Origin of the sequence: Flavobacterium gossypii (genome assembly GCF_014138495.1) — a bacterium.
GTDB lineage: Bacteria > Bacteroidota > Bacteroidia > Flavobacteriales > Flavobacteriaceae > Flavobacterium > Flavobacterium endophyticum.
This window is the reverse complement of the sequence record NZ_JACJIS010000001.1, coordinates 1,390,002-1,409,809: the sequence shown is the minus strand read 5'-3', so window position 1 is coordinate 1,409,809 and position 19,808 is coordinate 1,390,002. Positions and strand designations below refer to the sequence as shown.

The 19,808-nt window shown below is 39.5% G+C and carries 19 protein-coding genes; 3 read left to right on the top strand and 16 right to left on the bottom strand.

The annotated features are described in order from the left end of the window. Positions 1 to 63: 63 nt before the first annotated feature. The 5 genes from pyk to GGR22_RS06515 all read right to left on the bottom strand — a co-directional run bounded on the left by pyk (position 64) and on the right by GGR22_RS06515 (position 4,516). Complete coding sequence (gene pyk, locus GGR22_RS06535) at positions 64 to 1,494, bottom strand: pyruvate kinase (protein ID WP_182493002.1); 1,431 nt, start codon at positions 1,492 to 1,494, stop codon at positions 64 to 66. A gap of 2 nt (positions 1,495 to 1,496) precedes the next feature. Next, positions 1,497 to 1,985, bottom strand: coding sequence for an IPExxxVDY family protein (locus GGR22_RS06530; RefSeq protein ID WP_121375551.1), 489 nt, complete (start codon positions 1,983 to 1,985; stop codon positions 1,497 to 1,499). Positions 1,986 to 2,099: 114 nt separating this feature from the next. Beyond that, positions 2,100 to 2,840 carry a ribonuclease III gene (gene rnc, locus GGR22_RS06525; RefSeq protein ID WP_121375550.1) on the bottom strand — a complete coding sequence of 247 codons (741 nt, stop codon included), beginning with the start codon at positions 2,838 to 2,840 and terminating at the stop codon, positions 2,100 to 2,102. A gap of 7 nt (positions 2,841 to 2,847) precedes the next feature. Next, positions 2,848 to 4,101 (bottom strand): beta-ketoacyl-ACP synthase II, encoded by a 1,254-nt coding sequence (gene fabF, locus GGR22_RS06520; RefSeq protein WP_121375549.1) that lies wholly within the window; start codon positions 4,099 to 4,101, stop codon positions 2,848 to 2,850. A 178-nt stretch (positions 4,102 to 4,279) separates the two neighbouring features. After that, entirely contained in the window at positions 4,280 to 4,516 is a 237-nt protein-coding gene (locus GGR22_RS06515) for an acyl carrier protein (RefSeq protein ID WP_007137004.1), read from the bottom strand. A gap of 175 nt (positions 4,517 to 4,691) precedes the next feature. Between GGR22_RS06515 and purN the strand changes: the two genes are divergently transcribed. From purN to rnhA, 3 genes are read left to right on the top strand one after another with little or no spacing between them, the layout of a single operon-like run. Further along, positions 4,692 to 5,252 carry a phosphoribosylglycinamide formyltransferase gene (gene purN / locus GGR22_RS06510; protein WP_121375548.1) on the top strand — a complete coding sequence of 187 codons (561 nt, stop codon included), beginning with the start codon at positions 4,692 to 4,694 and terminating at the stop codon, positions 5,250 to 5,252. A gap of 2 nt (positions 5,253 to 5,254) precedes the next feature. Further along, a complete protein-coding gene (locus GGR22_RS06505) occupies positions 5,255 to 5,854 on the top strand; it encodes a hypothetical protein (RefSeq protein WP_121375547.1) in 600 nt (199 codons plus the stop codon). Next, positions 5,854 to 6,333 (top strand): ribonuclease HI, encoded by a 480-nt coding sequence (gene rnhA / locus GGR22_RS06500; RefSeq protein ID WP_182493001.1) that lies wholly within the window; start codon positions 5,854 to 5,856, stop codon positions 6,331 to 6,333. The genes GGR22_RS06505 and rnhA overlap by 1 nt, the downstream gene beginning before the upstream one ends. A 60-nt stretch (positions 6,334 to 6,393) precedes the next feature. Here the strand turns inward: rnhA and GGR22_RS06495 are convergent, their stop codons facing one another. The 11 genes from GGR22_RS06495 to GGR22_RS06445 all read right to left on the bottom strand — a co-directional run bounded on the left by GGR22_RS06495 (position 6,394) and on the right by GGR22_RS06445 (position 19,774). After that, the gene (locus tag GGR22_RS06495) at positions 6,394 to 6,987 is read right to left on the bottom strand and encodes a hypothetical protein (protein WP_182493000.1); all 594 of its coding nucleotides are present in this window, start codon (positions 6,985 to 6,987) and stop codon (positions 6,394 to 6,396) included. Between the two features lie 71 nt (positions 6,988 to 7,058). Continuing rightward, positions 7,059 to 7,571: a hypothetical protein gene (locus GGR22_RS06490; RefSeq protein WP_182492999.1), complete on the bottom strand. Its 513-nt coding sequence runs from the start codon at positions 7,569 to 7,571 to the stop codon at positions 7,059 to 7,061. A gap of 23 nt (positions 7,572 to 7,594) precedes the next feature. Continuing rightward, complete coding sequence (locus tag GGR22_RS06485) at positions 7,595 to 8,122, bottom strand: hypothetical protein (RefSeq protein ID WP_121375530.1); 528 nt, start codon at positions 8,120 to 8,122, stop codon at positions 7,595 to 7,597. Positions 8,123 to 8,330: 208 nt separating this feature from the next. Continuing rightward, complete coding sequence (locus tag GGR22_RS06480) at positions 8,331 to 8,786, bottom strand: hypothetical protein (protein ID WP_182492998.1); 456 nt, start codon at positions 8,784 to 8,786, stop codon at positions 8,331 to 8,333. A gap of 16 nt (positions 8,787 to 8,802) precedes the next feature. Further along, complete coding sequence (locus tag GGR22_RS06475; protein WP_182492997.1) at positions 8,803 to 9,216, bottom strand: hypothetical protein; 414 nt, start codon at positions 9,214 to 9,216, stop codon at positions 8,803 to 8,805. A 319-nt stretch (positions 9,217 to 9,535) separates the two neighbouring features. Next, complete coding sequence (locus GGR22_RS06470; RefSeq protein WP_182492996.1) at positions 9,536 to 10,069, bottom strand: hypothetical protein; 534 nt, start codon at positions 10,067 to 10,069, stop codon at positions 9,536 to 9,538. 176 nt (positions 10,070 to 10,245) lie between these two features. Beyond that, positions 10,246 to 10,641: a hypothetical protein gene (locus tag GGR22_RS06465; RefSeq protein WP_182492995.1), complete on the bottom strand. Its 396-nt coding sequence runs from the start codon at positions 10,639 to 10,641 to the stop codon at positions 10,246 to 10,248. A gap of 202 nt (positions 10,642 to 10,843) precedes the next feature. Next, positions 10,844 to 11,161 carry a hypothetical protein gene (locus GGR22_RS06460; protein ID WP_182492994.1) on the bottom strand — a complete coding sequence of 106 codons (318 nt, stop codon included), beginning with the start codon at positions 11,159 to 11,161 and terminating at the stop codon, positions 10,844 to 10,846. Then, entirely contained in the window at positions 11,149 to 12,510 is a 1,362-nt protein-coding gene (locus tag GGR22_RS06455; RefSeq protein WP_246336918.1) for an RHS repeat domain-containing protein, read from the bottom strand. Before GGR22_RS06455 ends, GGR22_RS06460 begins: the two co-directional genes overlap by 13 nt. Before the next feature lie 158 nt (positions 12,511 to 12,668). Further along, positions 12,669 to 13,178, bottom strand: coding sequence for a hypothetical protein (locus GGR22_RS06450; protein ID WP_182492993.1), 510 nt, complete (start codon positions 13,176 to 13,178; stop codon positions 12,669 to 12,671). After that, a complete protein-coding gene (locus GGR22_RS06445) occupies positions 13,178 to 19,774 on the bottom strand; it encodes a DUF6443 domain-containing protein (protein ID WP_182492992.1) in 6,597 nt (2,198 codons plus the stop codon). The genes GGR22_RS06450 and GGR22_RS06445 overlap by 1 nt, the downstream gene beginning before the upstream one ends. Positions 19,775 to 19,808: the final 34 nt, after the last annotated feature.

The following is a 19,808-nucleotide window of genomic DNA, read 5'->3' as shown; positions in this document are numbered from 1 at the left end:
TTGGAATAAGAGAATAAAAAAATCCGTTAGAAGCTAACGGATTGGGTTGTAATTTGTTTTTGGCTATTCTATTTCAGAAACCCTCAAGGTGTTTACCATTCCTTTATCAGCAACCGGCATAGCGGCCAAATTGATCAAGAAATCACCTTTGTCTACATATCCTTTTTCTCTTGCCATTTCGTTGACATCGGTAACAGTATCGTCCGTGCTCACGAATTTATCGTAGTAGAACGAATTCACTCCCCATAAAAGGTTCAACTGCGTAAGGATTCTTTTGTTGGAGGTAAAAACCAAAATATGCGACTGCGGTCTCCAAGCCGAAATCTGGAAAGCCGTATAGCCGCTATTCGTCAACGTACAAATGGCTTTCGCCTTGATTACGTTGGCCATCAAAGCCGCGTGGTGGCAGATGGATTTCGTAATAAAACGTTTCGTTCTGATTTGTGGCGTATTTTGCGGTACTTGAATCAGCGGAGAATCTTCCACGGCTTCAATAATCTGCGTCATTTTTTCAATAACCTGTACAGGATAGTTCCCGACAGAAGTTTCTCCCGAAAGCATAACTGCATCAGCTCCATCCATAACAGAGTTGGCGACGTCGTTTACTTCGGCACGTGTAGGCGTCAGGCTCGTAATCATCGTTTCCATCATCTGTGTAGCGATAATTACAGGAATACGGGCCGTTTTAGCGCGCTGTACCAATTTCTTTTGAATCAACGGAACTTCTTGTGCTGGAATCTCAACCCCAAGGTCACCACGAGCTACCATCAATCCATCGCAGAAAGCTACGATTTTGTCTATATTTTCAACGCCTTCTGGTTTTTCGATTTTGGCAATGATTGGAATCTTATGAGCAGAATTCTTAGAAATCAAGTCTTGAAGCTCTTGAAGATCTTCCGAAGTTCTTACGAAAGAAAGCGCAATCCAATCCACCTGATTTTCGATAGCAAAAAGAGCATCTTTGATGTCTTTTGGCGTCAAGGCTGGCAACGAAACTTTTGTGTTTGGGAGGTTGACTCCTTTTTTAGATTTCAACGGACCGCCTTGAACGACTCTACAAACTACTTCTGTCGTTCCGTTAGTTTCAATGGCTTCAAACATTAATTTTCCATCGTCAAGAAGGATTTTTTCTCCTGACTTTACATCTGCAGGAAACTGCTTGTAGTTCATATAGACTCTTTCGGCTGTTCCAGGAACATCTTCGGCCGTCTGGAACGTAATGATATCGCCTTTGCTTACAATGACGTCTTCTTTCATGACGCCAACACGAAGTTTCGGTCCTTGAAGATCTGCCAGAATTGCGGTATTGTATCCAAATTCATCATTCAGTTCGCGGATCATATCTATTCGGGCTTTTACATCGGTATAATCTGCATGGGAAAAGTTAATCCTAAATACATTTACTCCGGCATCAACCATGTCTTTCAGGACCTCTTTGGTGCTGCATGCGGGGCCTAATGTAGCTACGATCTTTGTTTTTTTTCTTGTCGACATTATTAGAAAATTAAATTGTTTTTAGATTTTATTTTGTCTGGAAACACCTCATATACGGTCGTAATCCATTCTATTTTGTTTAGTTTTTGCAGTATATCTTCGATTTCAAATGTGCTGCAGTTGTTTTCGATTTTTAAAAAATAATCTACTTTTTTGAGTTCCGGAAGAAGATAGACTTTAGTGGTTATCTCCACATTTTCATCCAAAAAAAGATCCTGTTTGTTGCTCTTTTTGTGAGTGATGATTTCGTTTTTGTTTTGAACCAAGCTCCATTGGATGTCTTTGGCAACATCATCATACCCAAATTTCGTGAACATAGCTTCTCCTTCTTTGGTTTTTACGCCAATCTCGTCACTGCTTCGGCTCAAGATAATAGGTAATTGCTGATTGATGAAGAAAGCCAATCTGAAATCTTCTAATGAAGTATGAATAGCAATCAGCTCATAGTCAACTTCATCAAATTCGTCAAGATGCAACTTATGGATGCCCATATTGAAATTAAATAAGTCGTAAATATAACTATATTTAATGAGGAATTATATAAAAAACAATTAGGTTAACGTTAATTTATCAACGAAAACGATATAGTTTTAAGATATTTACAATTATTTAGTATTGATTTTTTCTTGAAAAGCAAAATACGCTCTTTGAGAAGCTTTTTCCTCTGCCTTCTTTTTAGAAGTAGCTCTCGCTTTAGCAACTACTTTCTGGTCAATGCTCAGCTTGACGCCAAAGAAACGCTGTCCGTCGATGCCGTTGTCTTCAAAAACATCATAATGAAAAGTCCTTTTTTCTTTCTGGCACCATTCGATCAGCAAGCTTTTGTAGCTGATGACTTTGCCTTCCAGTTTGGCAATATCTACGTAAGGTAGGATAACTCTTTTTTTGATAAACTTTTCGCAATACATATACCCCTTGTCCAAATAAATAGCCCCTACAAGTGCTTCAAAGATATTTCCATGTATGTTTTCCCCAAAATGCTGTGCAGGAACCTTGCTTTCGATAAAGCGGATTAGGTTGAGGTCGCGGCCTAATTCGTTCAAGTGTTCGCGACTCACTATTTTAGAGCGCATTTTAGTCAGATAGCCTTCATCTCCCGAAGGAACCTGGTTGAACAGATGCGCTGCGATGACAGAGCTCAGCATGGCATCGCCTAAAAATTCAAGGCGTTCGTAATTGATCTGGTTTCCGTCAGAATCGAGCTTGTTAGAAGAGCGGTGTGTAAAAGCCCTTCGATAGCATTCAAGATTGTTAGGCTTGAATCCTAGTATTTTTTGGATATCAGTAAAAAAAATCCCGTCTTCTTGAGAACGGGAATTTGTAAATATTTTTCTAATGATACTCATTCGAATATTATAAGTCTAGTTTTTTCACCAAAACGCAAGCGTTGTGTCCGCCAAAGCCAAAAGTATTACTCATGACAACGTTCATGTCTCTTTTTTGAGCTTTGTTAAAGGTAAAGTTTAGTTTTGGATCAATGTTTTCGTCATCCGTAAAGTGGTTGATCGTAGGAGGAACTATACCGTATTTGATAGATAAGATCGAAGCAATTGTTTCAATCGCTCCAGCAGCACCTAGCAAATGTCCTGTCATTGATTTGGTCGAATTCAGGTTCAGCTTATATGCATGTTCTCCAAATACATGCTGGATTGCTTTTGATTCTGCAATATCGCCAAGTGGAGTAGAAGTACCGTGCATGTTCACGCCGTCTACATCTTCTGGTCTCAAGCCAGCATCTCTCAAGCAGTTCAACATTACGTTTTTAGCGCCTAATCCTTCCGGATGTGGTGCCGTGATATGATGCGCGTCAGCAGACATACCGCCGCCGCCAATTTCGCAATAAATAGTTGCGCCACGGGCAATAGCGTGCTCATACTCTTCAAGAATCAAAGCACCCGCGCCTTCGCCAAGAACAAAACCTTCACGGTCTTTGTCCATCGGTCTTGAAGCCGTTTTTGGATCATCATTTCTTGTAGAAAGTGCATGCATGGCATTAAATCCGCCCATTCCGGCAATTGTCACAGCAGCTTCAGAACCACCAGTAACCATTACGTCGGCATGATTAAGTCGGATATAATTGAAAGCGTCGATAAGCGCATTGGTAGAAGACGCACACGCAGAAACTGTCGTGAAGTTCGGTCCTCTAAAGCCGTATTTTATAGAAATATGGCCACCAGCGATATCAGCAATCATTTTTGGTATAAAGAAAGGGTTGAATTTTGGTACGCCGCTTCCTCTCGTAAAGTCCATTACTTCCTGCTGGAACGTTTCAAGACCTCCGATTCCGGAACCCCAGATTACCCCAACTCTGTCTTTGTCTAGTTTGTCAAGATCAAATTTGGCATCTTTTACAGCCTCGTCAGACGACACGATAGCATATTGCGCATAACGGTCCATTTTACGAGCTTCCTTGCGGTCTATAAAATCTTCTGCATTAAAGTTTTTCAGCTCGCATGCAAATTTAGTTTTGAAATGAGTGGTATCAAAATAAGTTATAGGAGCAGCACCGCTGACGCCATTGATCAGTCCGTCCCAATATTCTTGGACGTTATTTCCAATGGGTGTCAAGGCACCTAAACCAGTTACTACAACTCTTCTTAATTTCATACTTACAATTTTATAGTTATAAATTTATATAAAAAATACCCATGCTTTCTTCTTAGTCATAAAAAAGAGACAGGGGTATTGCATAATATCTTAATGATTGAAAGCAATCAAGGATTGAATCTTTTGTAAAAATAATAACTCCCGTGAACTCTAGGAATGCACGGGATGTTAATTGTTATTATTTTTTTGCTTCTTCTATGTAAGAAATTGCTTGACCTACAGTAGCAATGTTTTCCGCTTGGTCGTCTGGAATTTGGATATCAAATTCTTTTTCGAATTCCATAATAAGCTCAACAGTGTCTAATGAATCAGCTCCTAAATCATTTGTGAAGCTAGCTTCTGTTACAACTTCGTTTTCGTCAACGCCTAATTTGTCTACGATAATCGCTTTAACTCTTGATGCAATGTCTGACATAATCTTTTAATTTTTGAATTTAATTGTTGGCAAAAATAAAAAACTTTATTTTAAAACAACGTTTTAGTTGATAAATGTGAGTACTAATTTAAAAAAAATATTTCACAAAGCCCCCTAAAATGTATTTAATATCATTTATTATTCTTTTTTTTGTGCCATAATTAACGACGTCCCAATGAAAAAAATCATCCTGTTTGCTTCGGGTTCGGGTTCCAACGCTGAAAACATCATCCGATATTTTCAGGAGAAAAAGACCGCCGAGACAGTTGCGGTTTTTTCAAACAACCCAAATGCCAAAGTCCTAGAAAAAGCAGCATATCTTCAGGTTCCGACTCATATTTTTACAAAAGAAGAGCTCAATACAGGAAAAGTACTGGAGATTATTGCCGATTTAGAGCCCGATTTGATCGTGCTGGCTGGTTTTTTATGGAAATTTCCAAGCGATATTATAGCAAAATACCCTAACAAGATTATCAATATCCATCCGGCCCTGCTTCCAAAATATGGCGGAAAAGGAATGTATGGCATGAATGTGCATAAAGCCATTTTAGAGAATAAAGAAACGCACTCCGGTATCAGCATCCATTACGTAAACGAAAACTATGACGAAGGCGCTATGATTTTTCAAGCGGAAGTTGAAGTAAGCAGTTGCACGACTCCTGAAGAAATAGCGTTAAAAGTGCAGGAATTGGAGCATATCTATTTTCCTGAAGTTATTGAAAAAAAACTAAATTAATTATGAAATCATTATTGTTTCTTTTGCTGCTTCCCATTTTTTCCGTTTTTGGACAAGATAGATTTGAAGTTGAAAACATAGGCTTTTCAATTCAAGTCCCTAAAGGCTGGACAATATCAGAAGAAAAGGAAGTGTTGGAAAACATCAAAAAATTCGATTTCAATACTAAACAATTGAATGAACTAATCGTAAGTGATAGAGGAGGTTTGAATTTAGTGACTTACACAAAATACAATCCTAAAAAATATGCTGGAATAATCCCTACGATAAAAATTAGAGTTTTGAATACAAACGCTAAAAACATTGAAGACCTGTTGAAATCTGTAGAAATGTCAAATGTTGAAGCTGAAAAAGTACTTGATGATTTTACTTTTGCTAAGAAACCTTCAGTCGTTAAAATTTCAAAAAATGACGCTATTTCATTTTCAGTCAATTTTAAATTGAAAAACGCCAATAATGAATATAAAATCAATAGTGATAGTTATTATATCCTAAGAAAAGGATATTATATATCAATAAATTTTATTGAACAATTAGGTAAGGAAGATAATTCAGAATTATTCAAAACTTTAGTAGAAAGCATAATATTAAGGAATCAATAATGTCCCACGAAGTACACATCTATACCGACGGCGCTGCCAAAGGAAATCCAGGTCCCGGCGGCTATGGCGTAGTGATGGAGTGGGTAGGCAAGCCCTATAAAAAAGAATTCTACGAAGGTTTTCGCCATACCACCAACAACCGAATGGAGCTTTTAGCGGTTATCGTAGGGTTAGAAAAGCTCAAGTTTACAAATACCAAAGTCTTGGTCATTTCTGATTCAAAATACGTAGTAGATTCCGTCACTAAAGGCTGGGTCTTTGGCTGGGAAAAGAAGGGTTTTAAGGATAAAAAGAATCCCGACCTTTGGATGCGCTATCTCAAGATCCACAGAAAGCACCAGATCGATTTCAAATGGATAAAAGGGCACAACAACCATCCGCAAAACGAACGTTGCGATCAATTGGCCGTTATGGCATCAACATTGCCTAATTTGTCTGTGGATGCTTTTTATGAGCGGGAAGAGAAGGGGTTGTTATAATTTAAAACAAGGAATATGATGTCTGTTGTTTTATTTGAAATTGTTTTAAATGTCTTCTGTCTAATTTAAATACGATTTCCCATTTGCGACCAAAACAATAGGGTTATTGTTGCTAATTTTAAATAAATAACTATATGAAGTCCCATAAGATAATTCCTCTGAAGAAAGCATATCAGAATTAATAGTATTATCAAATTTTCGTAATTCACAATACAAGAAATCTTCTTGTTGTAATGAAAAAAAGCATACATATTTGGTTTTGTTGCTTAGCCTATTGTGTTTTGGACTCACTGCATTCTTTTGATTTCGTTTAAAATTTAAGTTATAAAGTTTGCTCTTTTGAGATAATGAATCCCTAACCTGATCAATCTTTTTTAATTCATCCTCGCTGTGTTTTTTCATCTCATCGTAATCAGTAATGTGTTTTTTTTGAACCATTCCAAGAGATAGTGTTTCTAAATTAAAAGGGATAGTTTCATCAGAAATAAAAATAACTTCTTTTTTTAAGGGGAGGTCTTTACTGTTATTGATAATCAGATTCACGGCTTGCGGGTAAATGTCAGTATTGCCCTCCAGTCTAGACTTGCAAGAATTTATAGTTAGTGATAAATTTATTGCTAGCAGTAATAATACATGTTTATATGGTACTCTCATGATATGTTTTCAATGGTTCGGATTGTAATCCGTGTTTAAAACAAATTATCTTAACCCTAATAAATTACCGATTATTTAAATACAATTTTCTTTTGAGTAAGATTCATAATGTAGAATTCTTGATTGTCTTGATAAAACTTACCACTGCCTAAACATAAAATTTTATCCCATCCCTCAAAATAGTCATTGGCTTTTTTCTGATTAGAAAAATTGAATAACCCTATATAAATAATACTGTCGTTTGAACTATTTGTATATCCAGCATATTGTCTATAGTACTTAAAGAATTTATTTTTGACCTTTTTAGGTTCTTTCAGCTTTGTATCTAGTTTATGGTTTGATTTAAAACTATCCAATACTTTTGTTCTATATTCATAATAGCTTGAAAAAAACAAATCTTCTGCTTGTTTAATTTGTTTTAGAGTAGGAGTAAAAGGCTCTTTATAATCAGATTCTATAAATGGATATTTATAATTTTTGTCAAATATTACTCCTTTGCCATCATAATATTCTTTCAAGGTAATTATTTGAGGCAATTGTAATCCTATAAATGTGCTGGCGATTAAAATAAGTGCTTTTTTCATATAATTATTTTATAACTCTTGGTTTAATCACAATTTAATTTTGGGACTTTATAATCTCCCATTCCTTTATTTGTAGTTACTTTTTTATAGTTCTTCAGATTTCTTTTGCAGAAATAATATTTAGCCCCTTTTTTTGCATCATCAATAATAAATTCGGCATGAGCAACAGTTTCAACAGAATCTATTAAATTATAATCATTGAGCTTGTAAATAATCTGTTCATTTGACTCAAAATTCTTGTCATTCCAATAAAACAGCTTTTTTTCATATTCTAAATATCTATTGGGTAATCGACTCCTCTTCCCGTCTTTTGTTATGATAAATTTACCGACGCTGCTTAATAAGCCAATACAAATTATTTCATCATTTATTTCTTTAATATCAACAATAAAAGTGCTGTCATTTTTGGCTAAAGAACTTTTATGACTGAAATCAATAATCGCATTTGTGATTGCAATTTCATATCCTCCATCTGATTTTATTGTTGATTTCCAAGAATTGCACGAAGAAAAAACCGTCAAGCCAACACAAATTACAAAATATTTCTTCATTTTAATGATTGTTATAAATTGTAGTTTGCTAATACTTTTTTGAATATTCTTGCCAATCTTTAGGATGAGTTCTTTTTATATCGTTTAGAATATAATCCGATAATGGTTCTTTGCTGTAATCTAATCCTCTTTTCTTTAAAAATTAATTACTAATTTACACAATTGAATACATTACCGGCGTCAATACTTCTTAGGCATTACCTCATATTTAATTTTTCTTACAATAGGGTATAAACTCTTGCGAATAACAAGCTTTTTCTGTTTTAAATATGCCTTTCTCAAATGCTTCTTTATGTAGTTTTGGTAGCTTTTTGAATCTTTTCATTCGAAGTCGGTCTACCTTCTTGAGAGTCATAAAATCATAGGTGTCGCTTAACATTATTACAACCTCAACTTCATCACATTTATTTAAAAGCTCTATACTTGTCGGATCCAATCCAACAGACCCGAAAAATATTTTTTTCACAGAAATAGGAATATCTATTTGGAAATAACCATTTAGATCTGTTTTACCAATATCGATCGAATCATTTATCATAATTGACACTCCTGGCATCGTTTCAAAAAACTCAGAAATCACTCTTCCTTTAATCGTTTTATTCTGAGAATAAGCACTGCATATTGAAATACTGAGTAACGCAATGATAAATAATAATTTCTTCATTTTTCTATTAAATTTTTTAGGCATCCTGAAACTCCTTGCCGTTGTACTTATAATTATACACAAACTGCGGCACGGGATCGACAGCGGCAGCCATCAGCATAAGCCCCGGTCCAGGATCCTTCTCCTTAAAGGCGAGCTGGTCCGAGTTATAATTCGCATGCTTGAGCCCGAACGGGTAGTAGTGGCTTTCCTCAATAATCTTAAGAGCGTTCGGGTTTTCCGGATCCTGCGCATAGCTCAGGCGGATGTTCCCCAGATGATCCATATAGTTATATACGTAGCTGTAGGCAAAGCCCACCTTGAGGGCCGTGGCCTGCACATAGCCTTCCGCAGTCGGAAAGAACTTCAGCGCCGTCCCCTGGTACTGGAACCCAGCCCAGATAGTCCATCGACATGATGCCGACGCCTCCCGCCACGCTTCCCGAGGCATAGGGGGCATCCTTGCGCACCTTCCTTCCATCTGCGGCATAAAGATACTCAATTTCCTATTCTGCTAAAATTAGATATATGTCTGTTTTATCGCCCATTTTGATACACTAAGATACTTCAAAAGTATTCTAAGACTTTAAAAGCCTTGAAAATAAAAGAGGCGACCAATTAGTCGCCTCTTTTTTAATTTGTAAACTTTAAACTGACATTCTTTATCAGGCAGTTAGGTGGCTATTTTGTAAAAACACCTAATCTGATACATTACCCGAATTCAAAGCCACTGTAGTCTTCAAAATGTATTGGTAAAGTTGTTATTTGCATTAATCGATATATTTAAAACTTTTTACCAATTCCAAGTACTTCTCAAAGTTTTTCTCCTTAACATTATACAACAAAATCAATGCTTTCCCGTCAGAATAAACTTTTGAAGCGCGACCTGACTTAGAGCCGTTTAAAGAATTTTCATCATATTTTCTTTTGTCCCAGTAGGAACTTAATTTCTTGTAAATCTCATCGCCATTAGTTTCCCTCATTGTCCATTTTCCTGCTTCTCCTTTGTTTTTATATCCAGAATTGATATAGATTATTTCTTTCCCGTCGTATTCAAAGAAAAATTCATTGCTTGAGCTTTGCCAATTTTTAATTTTCTTGGGAAGGTTGACGCTGAAGTGCGTTGTATAGTAAACTTTGCTGCCAGCAGATGCATTAATTTTGGATTTGTATATAAACTCATTGTACTTCTCCATATAATTGAAGTCCATATACTCTGTATGAATGTCGTTGCCATAGTCCAGATACGAACCGCATGAACTTATTAAGGTCGATACTATTATTATAGCTAAAATTTTTCTCATTCTGCGTTTATTTTTTTGATTGCGCTTTGTAAATCTGAAAAAGGAACAGTGATTATCGGATTGTTATTTGTATCATAGAATCCAGCCGTTGGCGTATAATTTACTTGAGGTGTACCTCCAATTTGTCCAGGTGGTAATGACTGGATTTGCTCCTTATATCCAAGAACAACCGACGGTTAAGTATATCCTCTATTATTTTCTGGTAAAACATCCGTCGGAGAGTCTTGTGGCAATCCGTAAGCTGTCATGTTGCCAGATGAATGCTTGAGCCCAAACGGATAGTAGTGGCTTTGCTCAAGAATTTTAAGAACGTTCGGGTTTTCCGGATCCTGCGCATAGCTCAGGCGGATGTTCCCCAGATGGTCGGTATAGTTGTACACATAGCTGTAGGCAAAGCCCACCTTGAGCGCCGTAGCCTGAACATAGCCTTCCGCGGTCGGGAAGAACTTCAGCGCCGTCCCCTGGTAGTGGAACCCGCCCAGGTAGTCCATCGACATGATGCCGACGCCTCCGGCCACGCTTCCAGAAGCATAGGGGGGCATCCTTGCGCACCTTCCTTCCGTCTGCGGCATAAAGATACTCAATTTTCTATCCTGTTAAAATTAGATATCTCCCTGTTTCATCACTTATTTTGATACACTAAGGTGCTTCAAAAGCCTTCAATAAAAAAGAGACGACCCAATTGATCGTCTCTTTTTTATTTGTAAACTTTACATTTATATCTTTATCAGATAGTTAGGTGGGTGTAAAAACACCTAATCTGATACATTGCCATTATAAGTGATTAAGTTCTTTAATTAAAATAAAAAGTAATGTAAAAAAAGCATAACCAAAAATCAGGATTGATGGTATGGTCAAATAAAGCCATTTAAAAGGCTTTTTGAAATTTTTAAAATAATAATTTAAAACTATAATTATGCTTATTAAGCATACTAACAAAGAAGGTAAAATAATAAAATATCCTAATATAGCCTTTATTCTTCGATAGACTATATATTCGCCATATAAAGATAATTGAGTTATTCCGGCCATAACGATTATTATGGCTGATAAGAAATTAATGCGTGCCGCTTTTTTTATTATTTTTTCCATTTTAAAAGAAGGTTTTTCATATAATTATAACCATTTTGTATTGCTCGTTGATCGGCTGGAGAATCTGAAAAACCTCCACTTCTATTTGTTGATAAAATAGTTGAAATAAAGTTGTTGACATGAGCTCCACCTTTTGCTTCAATCATTGTATAAGTATTTGATCTCATCCAAGCTCCCCATAAAAACTGTCCGAAATCGGCAAAATTATAAATGCTTTTTTGCCCTTCAACTCTAAAAAAAGATCCATCCCCTGCTTCGTAACCATCATATTCAGTATTGTATAGTTTAAAATGATCTCTCATTTGGCTATAGCCAAAGTCTGCGATTCCATGAGATTTCATGGCGGTTTTTAAATAACCAATTCCATTAAATCGTAGCCAAGGGCTCATACCTACTCCAGCTTTCATTAAAAAATTTAATATCATTTCATCGTCTATTAATTGATATAATTGATCATCTTCTTGAATAGCTCCCAGCCAGTCTGAGTCAAAATTACTATCATTAACATGTAGTTGATTTCCTTTTTCATCAAAAACTCTATGAGGCTTGTCATTTATTTTTACATTAGTAACTTTACCCTTTGAATCAACGGTTATATCATTATCAGATGAAGATTTCGTTTTATTTTTTAATTTATTAAATATATCTTCTGCTTCTTTTTCTGTATAGCTAACTCCCCAACTATATTCTTTTACTTCCATTCCGTCAGGATCAATAAATAATACAGGATTATTAATCCCATAATTATATGGATTAAAATTAAAATATTTTTCTGCCAACGGGTCCATATTCATCCATCTTCCAATGGCAGGATCGTAATTCCTCGCTCCATAATCATACCAGTTCATCCCCATCTCGTCCTGAAACTCCTTGCCGTTATATTTATAATTATACACAAACTGCGGCACGGGATCGACAGCCGCAGCGGCAGCCATCAGCATAAGTCCCGGTCCCGGGTCCTTTTCCTTAAAGGCGAGCTGGTCCGAGTTATAGTTGGTGTGCTTGAGCCCAAACGGATAGTAGTGGCTTTCCTCAAGAATTTTAAGAACGTTCGGGTTTTCCGGATCCTGCGCATAGCTCAGGCGGATGTTCCCCAGATGGTCGGTATAGTTATATACATAGCTGTAGGCAAAGCCCACCTTGAGCGCCGTGGCCTGGACATAGCCCTCTACGGTCGGGAAGAACTTCAGTGCCGTCCCCTGGTAGTGGAATCCGCCCAGATAGTCCATCGACATGATGCCGACGCCTCCGGCTACGCTTCCAGAAGCATAGGGGGCATCGTTACGTACCTTCCTGCCGTCTGTTGTATAAAGATACTCAATTTTTATATTATTAGTTTTGATACACAAAGTTGTAGTTATTCATTATAATCTTTTGTTTAAGACATAATTTAAAATAAAAAAAGACAAGCAATATTGTTTGTCTTTTTTTTATAAATAAAATAATTATTGATAATTAGTTAATTTTTTTATAAAGATATAATAACTAACTCTGATACTTTACGCAATTATTCCAAAATTAAAACAGGTCTTTTTATTAAATTAAATTCTTTAAAAACGCTAACGAGCGAGTCTCTATTAACTGCATCTGCCCATCCAATTGATTCCCCTTGTAATCCAATAATGTTTTTGCTTAGAGCAATCTTAGAACTTAGAATCAGTTTCTTGTTATGATAAATTAAAATTTCACTTTCGCAAGTTGCCATATCTCCTCCAGATTTTTTATGATAGAAATTCTTTGCTAATCTATCTAATACATTGTTATCAGAGCAAAATAGAACTTTTCCTTTCTTTATTCCATCTGGAAGTTCTTCAATGTCCTGATGTGAAATTAATAGATATGCTTTATTATCTCCTACGTTAAAATCTATATTTTGTAATGGATTAAATGTCAAGCTATCATTATATTCGACATAAATAATTTCCTTATTTGGTTTTTTAACCCAAGGTGAAAAATATAGTGCAAAAACTAGAAATAAAATTATTAGAATTACTATTGATACTGTCTTTTTTTTCATTATTTTGTTTTTTTGATAGGGAGTTCTCCTTTTTTTTCTACAATACTACCTTTATTTTTTTCTACTAATTTTGAATCACTCATGACTCCTCCATTATAATAAACTCTCACGTCAGAAGCATAAACTGTTGAGTTTTTGTCTAATTTTTCAGCAAATTGTGTTGCTACGCTATCTTCAAAAAAACCATCTATTGCTGTCCTACATCCGCCAACTAAATTTATGTGAGCACCACTTACAAAAGCATTAGAGTTAAATTCACTTGGATCAAAATCTTCGCCAGAACCTTGATAGCCAACATCTAAATCCCCCGGAGTGGCATGACCCACATAATAAAAACTTGTTATTTTATCATTTTTACGTGTTTCTCCTCCATCTTTCTTATTTACATATTCAACAATTTCATCAGCATTTGAGACTATTTTTAAGATTATTCCAGCTTTTTCTGCTTTTTTTGTATATTCTTTAATCTGTTCATTTGAATACCCTCCTTTAGGGTCATTGTAAATTATCCATGTAACTTTCTCCTGTTTCTTTTTTGTGCGTTTTTTTGCAGCACTGGCTCTATCTAAGCCATTAGCAAGAAAATGTTCTTTATTATCATGATCCCCTGGAGAACCTGATACCACGATTCCTTCTTTCCCATCTGGATCTATAAAAATATTTGGACTATTATAACAGAATATAAACGGAGAATTTGTAGGATATTTTTCTGCTAGTGGGTCCATATTCATCCATCTGTCTATAGCAGGGTCATAATTCCTCGCTCCATAATCATACCAATTTAGCCCCATCTCATCTTGGAATTCCTTACCGTTGAACTTATAATTATACATAAACTGCGGGACGGGATCAACAGCCGCTGCTGCAGCCATAAGCATAAGTCCTGGTCCCGGATCCTTTTCCTTAAAGGCGAGCTGGTCCGAGTTATAATTGTTGTGCTTGAGCCCAAACGGATAGTAGTGGCTTTCCTCAATAATTTTAAGAGCGTTCGGATTCTCTGGATCTTGCGCATAGCTAAGCCGGATGTTCCCCAAATGGTCGGTATAGTTATATACATAGCTGTAGGCATAACCGACTTTGAGCGCTGTGGCCTGTACATAACCTTCTGCCGTCGGAAAGAACTTTAATGCTGAACTCTGGTAGTGGAACCCGCCCAGATAGTCCATCGACATGATCCCGACGCCTCCGGCTACGCTTCCAGAAGCATACGGAGCACTCTTGCGCACTTTTCTTCCGTCTGCGGCATAAAGATACTCAATTTTCCAAGATTCCGAGCCAAAGACGATTTTTGTCGGCAGGTTCAGATGGTTATAGGTGATGGATGTGATGCCCTTGTTCTGGTCGGAAGTCAGGTTTCCGAAGCCGTCATAGGCATAATCGTCGTCCGGATCGGTAATCCCGTTGCTGTCGTCGTCAAAGCCTTGCGGGCTTAGGGAGGTATCGAACACCTTGCGCAGCTGGTTCGGCTTCTGCGTATCGTAGGCATACGACAGCAAGTCGATCCCCTGTGCGGCGATATGCGAGTCGCTGCCCCCGTTTCGGTTCAGCGATCGGATATTCCCGTTCTTGTCATACAGGATGTCCTCGTTATACGAATGCGTGGCCTGCCCGTTCTTCTGGTAGAAAGCCCTGTTCAGACGGTTTAAGGCATCGTAGGCATAATCGTAGCTTCTCAGGTGGTTGTCGCTGGCGCTCCTCCAGAAAGTCTCGGCGATATTGCCATTATACAGGGGCTTTACCTCATAGCCGGTCGTGTTTTCAACCTGACCGTAATTAATCTTAAAAGCAAACAAGTCCAAAGGAGCTCCCGCCTGGTTGAGCGAATCTGTGTCGTTGATGGCCTTCAGCCACCCACGCACGGTAAAGGAATAGTCCGCCTTCTGAAGCGGAGCGTTTCCTGTTAAGTCGGCACCGCCGACTTTCTTGGAAATTAGTTGCCCTCGCTCGTCATACTCGTTTTTGGCCAGCAGCTCGGTCGGATTGCTGTTGACCTTGTGCGTATGGGTAAGCAGCCGGTCCTGGTCGCTATATGTAAAATCCTCACGTATTGTCAAGACAGTACCCGTTGCGGCGCGTCTGTGCGTGGTCAGGGTATAGAGCATCTTTCCCGAAAAGTCTAGTTTGGTGTCCGTCTGGTTATAGCCGCCTAGATAGTTTGAAGTCCATGTGCGTATTGGTCTTGCTTTATAATCATAGAGTGTATAGTTGAGTTCTCCAGTGACCAATGTGCTGGATTCCAATACTCGAGTCCAAGATCCTGTCACTTGCCTTTTCGGTTTTACTGTAAGGTTATAGTATACGGCCTGCCCTTCTACATTAGTAAACGAAGAAGGGGCTCCCGGATAGTTATAATCGTCATAATAGCTCACGGTCAGCACATGCCATCCAGTTCCCGTCGGCCATGCCGTATTGGTATAGCGGAAGGCGACTCCGTTGACGGTGTTGTCAGAAGGAGCCTTGGCTTCGCTCAGGTTTGCGGTCTGTGCATCGCGAGCCGCCTGTAAGGTGGAACGTTCGGCACTGTTCACAGTGGCAGGCATCCATCCGGTATAGGCAACACGATTGAAAGCATCGTATTTGGTAAAGAGCCACCCCGTGCCCGTCAGGTTGCTGAAAGGCGAGAGCGCCGGGCCTGTAGCGATGACGCGGTCTAGATTGTCATACACGATAAACTCCCAGTCCTTTCCAGGCAGCTTCTTCTCCACCAAGCGGTTGCGCTTGTCATAGCGGTACTGGTAGCAGAGCCCGTCAAGATCCTGCGTGCTGCCGCTGCCATCAGACAACGGTGGCAGCACGAATGTGAGGTTCCCGAATTGGTCGTAAATATAATAGGTGTCATGCCAGCTCTCAGCCAGGTTGCCGTTGGCGATGGAAGAACCCCAAGTGCGTTTCAGCACGATTTGACCTTCCTTGTTCTTGAATTCCTGAACTGTATGATTATTGTTGGAAGAAGGAGTCCAGTTCTCGTCTTTTGTGACGGTCTTGTAAAGCTCTCCGGCGGCATAGTTGCCTTGCTGTGTAAGAGCAGCCGGATAATATCCGTTAGTGCTGGTTCCGGTCGTTGCCTTATAATACTTTACTTCGTCGGTAGCATTGGCCAGATAATCAATCTTTACTTCATGCCCCGATCCCATGGCCCAGGCATCGCCGGGTGTTGCCTGCTTCAGTACACGGTTGAGAGGAGAGGCCTCGAAGAGTTTCTCGCTGAACGGGTTTGCGGTCGTCTCGAACCCTCCCACGGCAGGTGAAGGCGTGCTGGCATAGTAAAACAGGGCGGCATTCTCCGCATTGGCATCATAGGCCAGCGAAGCAACCGTAGTCGGGTAGGGCAGATATTCCTTGGACTGCCTTCCAAGGTGATCGTATACAACAGGAGTTACTAAGTCCTTACCGGTCCCGGATCGCTTGTGAGATCGTTGTTGTATAGGTCTTCCCAGCCCGTCGAAAAAGGTAATATCTTGTGCTCCTTGTGCTATAGAGGGAGTAGTTATTGATGAGGAAGTTTCTATTTTATAAGTTGTGGTCTTAATATAATTATGGTCAGTTGGAGATGTCTTGTAAAAGTACTCGTATTCGGAAAGTATCTTTTCGTTACAATCATAGCTGGCTTTGAGACGGCCGAAACTGTCATAATCGTAGCGTATTTTGTCGTTATTCGGATCTGTGATAGTGCTTGGTCCTATAAGTAACTTATGGCTACAAGTAGTGACTTGTGATGTCGACAGTTCTGGCGCATTTCTTAGGTTTTGTAATGCCGTCATTAGGTTGGCCTCCACATAAGGCACGGCATCAGAAGCAGTCTGTATAGCGGTAATCAGGCCGGCAGGAATAGCACCATAGGACATGTTCTCAATCTTGGCGACCATCTGTGTCTTATTATAGCCCCAGATATACGAGATTTTCATGCCATTTTCCTGCTGTATTTCCAATGGATTACCATTGGTGATATCCACAGCATTAAATCGGATTTTGGTTTCCAATACTTCTTTGGCTTTGGTAGCTTGGACAAGTTCGGGAGCCAATAGGCTGCCGCCCCAATTCTTATAGATGATTTTTTGCTCAGAAAGTTTGTCCATGTTGCGGAAACGTTCTGTTTTTAATACTCCGTCGACCATATTCTTGGCCAATAGCGCTGCGGTATTGGGTTCGCCAGGCAGCTCGTGCGCATAATAATAGTCGGTGCGTTCCTTGCTGCCGTCAGAAGTAAATTTTGTCACGGTTTCCGGTTTCAGTACGGTAGGATCCAATATCGTTACCGATTTTTCCGTAATCGTGGCAGAAGGAGTGTAGCTATATAAGTCAGACTTGGTGTAAGATTTTCGGATATAATCGCTGTTGACATAAAAATTCGTAGCCCCTTGTCGCGAAGAATAATAAAAATACTGCAGGGTGTTGGCCTGCGCGATTTCATAATAATACTTGTCCTTTTTTAGGAGCCTTCCTTGGCTGTCATATACTTCAGAATAATTCAGGAGCCCTTCGTCCAATACCGTAAAATACTTCCACAAATCATAGCTGCTGCCTGTTGAAGACGGATTCTTGTCATAAGGCGTATAATAATACAATTTGGTATAGCCGTTGTCGGTTCCTTGCGTAATCTTTACGTTTTTATAGAACACCTTGCCCTGCTGGTTTTCTTCATCCATGACTTTTTCAAGAATCAGCTGCCCGCTGGAGCTGTATGGGTCGTTAAAATCTTCATACGCATAAGCTGTAGAGGTGCTCGCAACCGCAGCGCCGCTATCGGCAAAATGGCTGATCTTCTTGATACGCAGTCCGCCCTCATAAGCCCATTTGCGCAACGGCTGTGCCGGTTTCCCCTTGATAAAAGTATAGGTGCCGTAGCCGCCGTAGTTGCTGATAAGGTTTAAGGAATGCGTTCCCGCTTCCAGCCTAAACTTCCGGATTTTAATGCATCGGTCATTAATGACGGTACTTTCGATGACGGCACTGCCCTTCTTGATCGAATAGTCGATAAAAAGCGGATCATTCAAGAACTCCGAAGGATAAGGCGTTCCATGAAAAAGCACATACAGTTCTGTAGCCTCGGTCAGCGTAAACGGAAAGCTGGCGTTCCCCACATGGCTGTCGTAGTCGTATTCGCCGATAAGCTCATAGGTCCTGTTTTCAGGATTGATATTGCTCTCATAGATCCAGCTCTGGTCGCTCGGCTGGAATGTATAAGTATTCGTGTTCTGGTCCGTAAAAAGACTTTCGTTAAAATTATCGTCTGTGTTCAGGTTCTCAAAGCTAAGATTGCTGGCCACATAGTCCACATAGTTCACCTTATGAGGCTCAAAATCAAATCTGACCTGCCCTCCTGTCGGCAGGGTAACGCTTTCAAGCACGCCATGGGCGGCCGACTGCGGATTGCGTCCAAAAACAGCATCAAGGTTGCACGTATCGATTATTTTCGAAAAGCCATAAAGGTCGGTCTCATGGATAGCAGCAGTCTGCAGGTTATAGGCAAACTCAAATTTTTCTACAGGGACATTGTTTTTGTCGGCAATCTCAAACTTGCTGAGAAAACGCACCAGATCCGGCCTGTTGGCCTTGGGCTGGTGGTTTTGCATCGTATAGCTGAAGTTGCAGTATTTGATGGCCTCGCCATAGGTATTCTTCAATACGATAGAATTCAGCTGCGAGATATCGTTTCGCGTACGCTCAAGCGTTGTATTGGTGCCAAAGCTGAATTCAAGCTTTCCGATGCCCGGAGACGTTATGCTTTTGAGCTTGCTGACAGATTCAGACTTTATCGTAGATCCCGAAGGAGTAGTAAAATAGACTTCCTCATACTGGAGATTGGCGATTTCCGTTCCGGTCGTATCATAAACCTTGGTAAGGAAAAAAGCGCTCCTGTAGGCCATAGGAACAGGGTTCAAGAGCTGTACGTTTGTGATGGTGTTTATTCCATAGTTGCCAAAAACATATTTCATGCCCTTTTCATCAGTAATCGTAAAAGAATCGATCTCCAATCCCGGATAAGCCGAATTCACGAATTCAAATTTCAGCTTGTTGGGCTTTAGGTTCAGGATAGAATAGGCGCCGGTAGCAGCATCCCTGTTGATCTTGAATTTGCCGGACTGTCCCGGAAGATTATAATAATATTCGTCATCAAAAGTAGCATTGGCAGGAATGGTGGGCCTAGTGTTGTACCTTCTGTCAGGATCTCCTACTACTGCTACAGAAATGACGCCAGCACCAAAAAGGCTCCATCCCAATCCCACATCAGAAGCCGCATTAAAGTGCGAGATGTTGTTAGGGTGGTACTGCAGCGCTAGGTCAAAGCTCGTATTTCCCGATCGGGTCGGTAGCGAAAACAGGGGATATTGGATATTGGGAATCCCTGTATAAGTATCCACGGGGATATCGACATAGGTCGAAAAAGAAGAAGCGGTAGGCGCCTGGGGGGCAGCCGCAAAGCCGGGATCTTCTTCCTGTGCCTGTAAGCTCAAGGTGGCAAACAATAGGGCCAGCAGCAAGGCTGTTTTTTTAAAGCCCGATAAAAAGGAAGAGGCTAGTAAGGATGCTTTAGCATTAAGCAATGCGCATGCGGCGGCCAAAAGGTGCGCCTTGGAGGGTTGGAGGAGGGTCATGTGCTTGTCTTTTATTAAGTTATGGCTTGTTAAA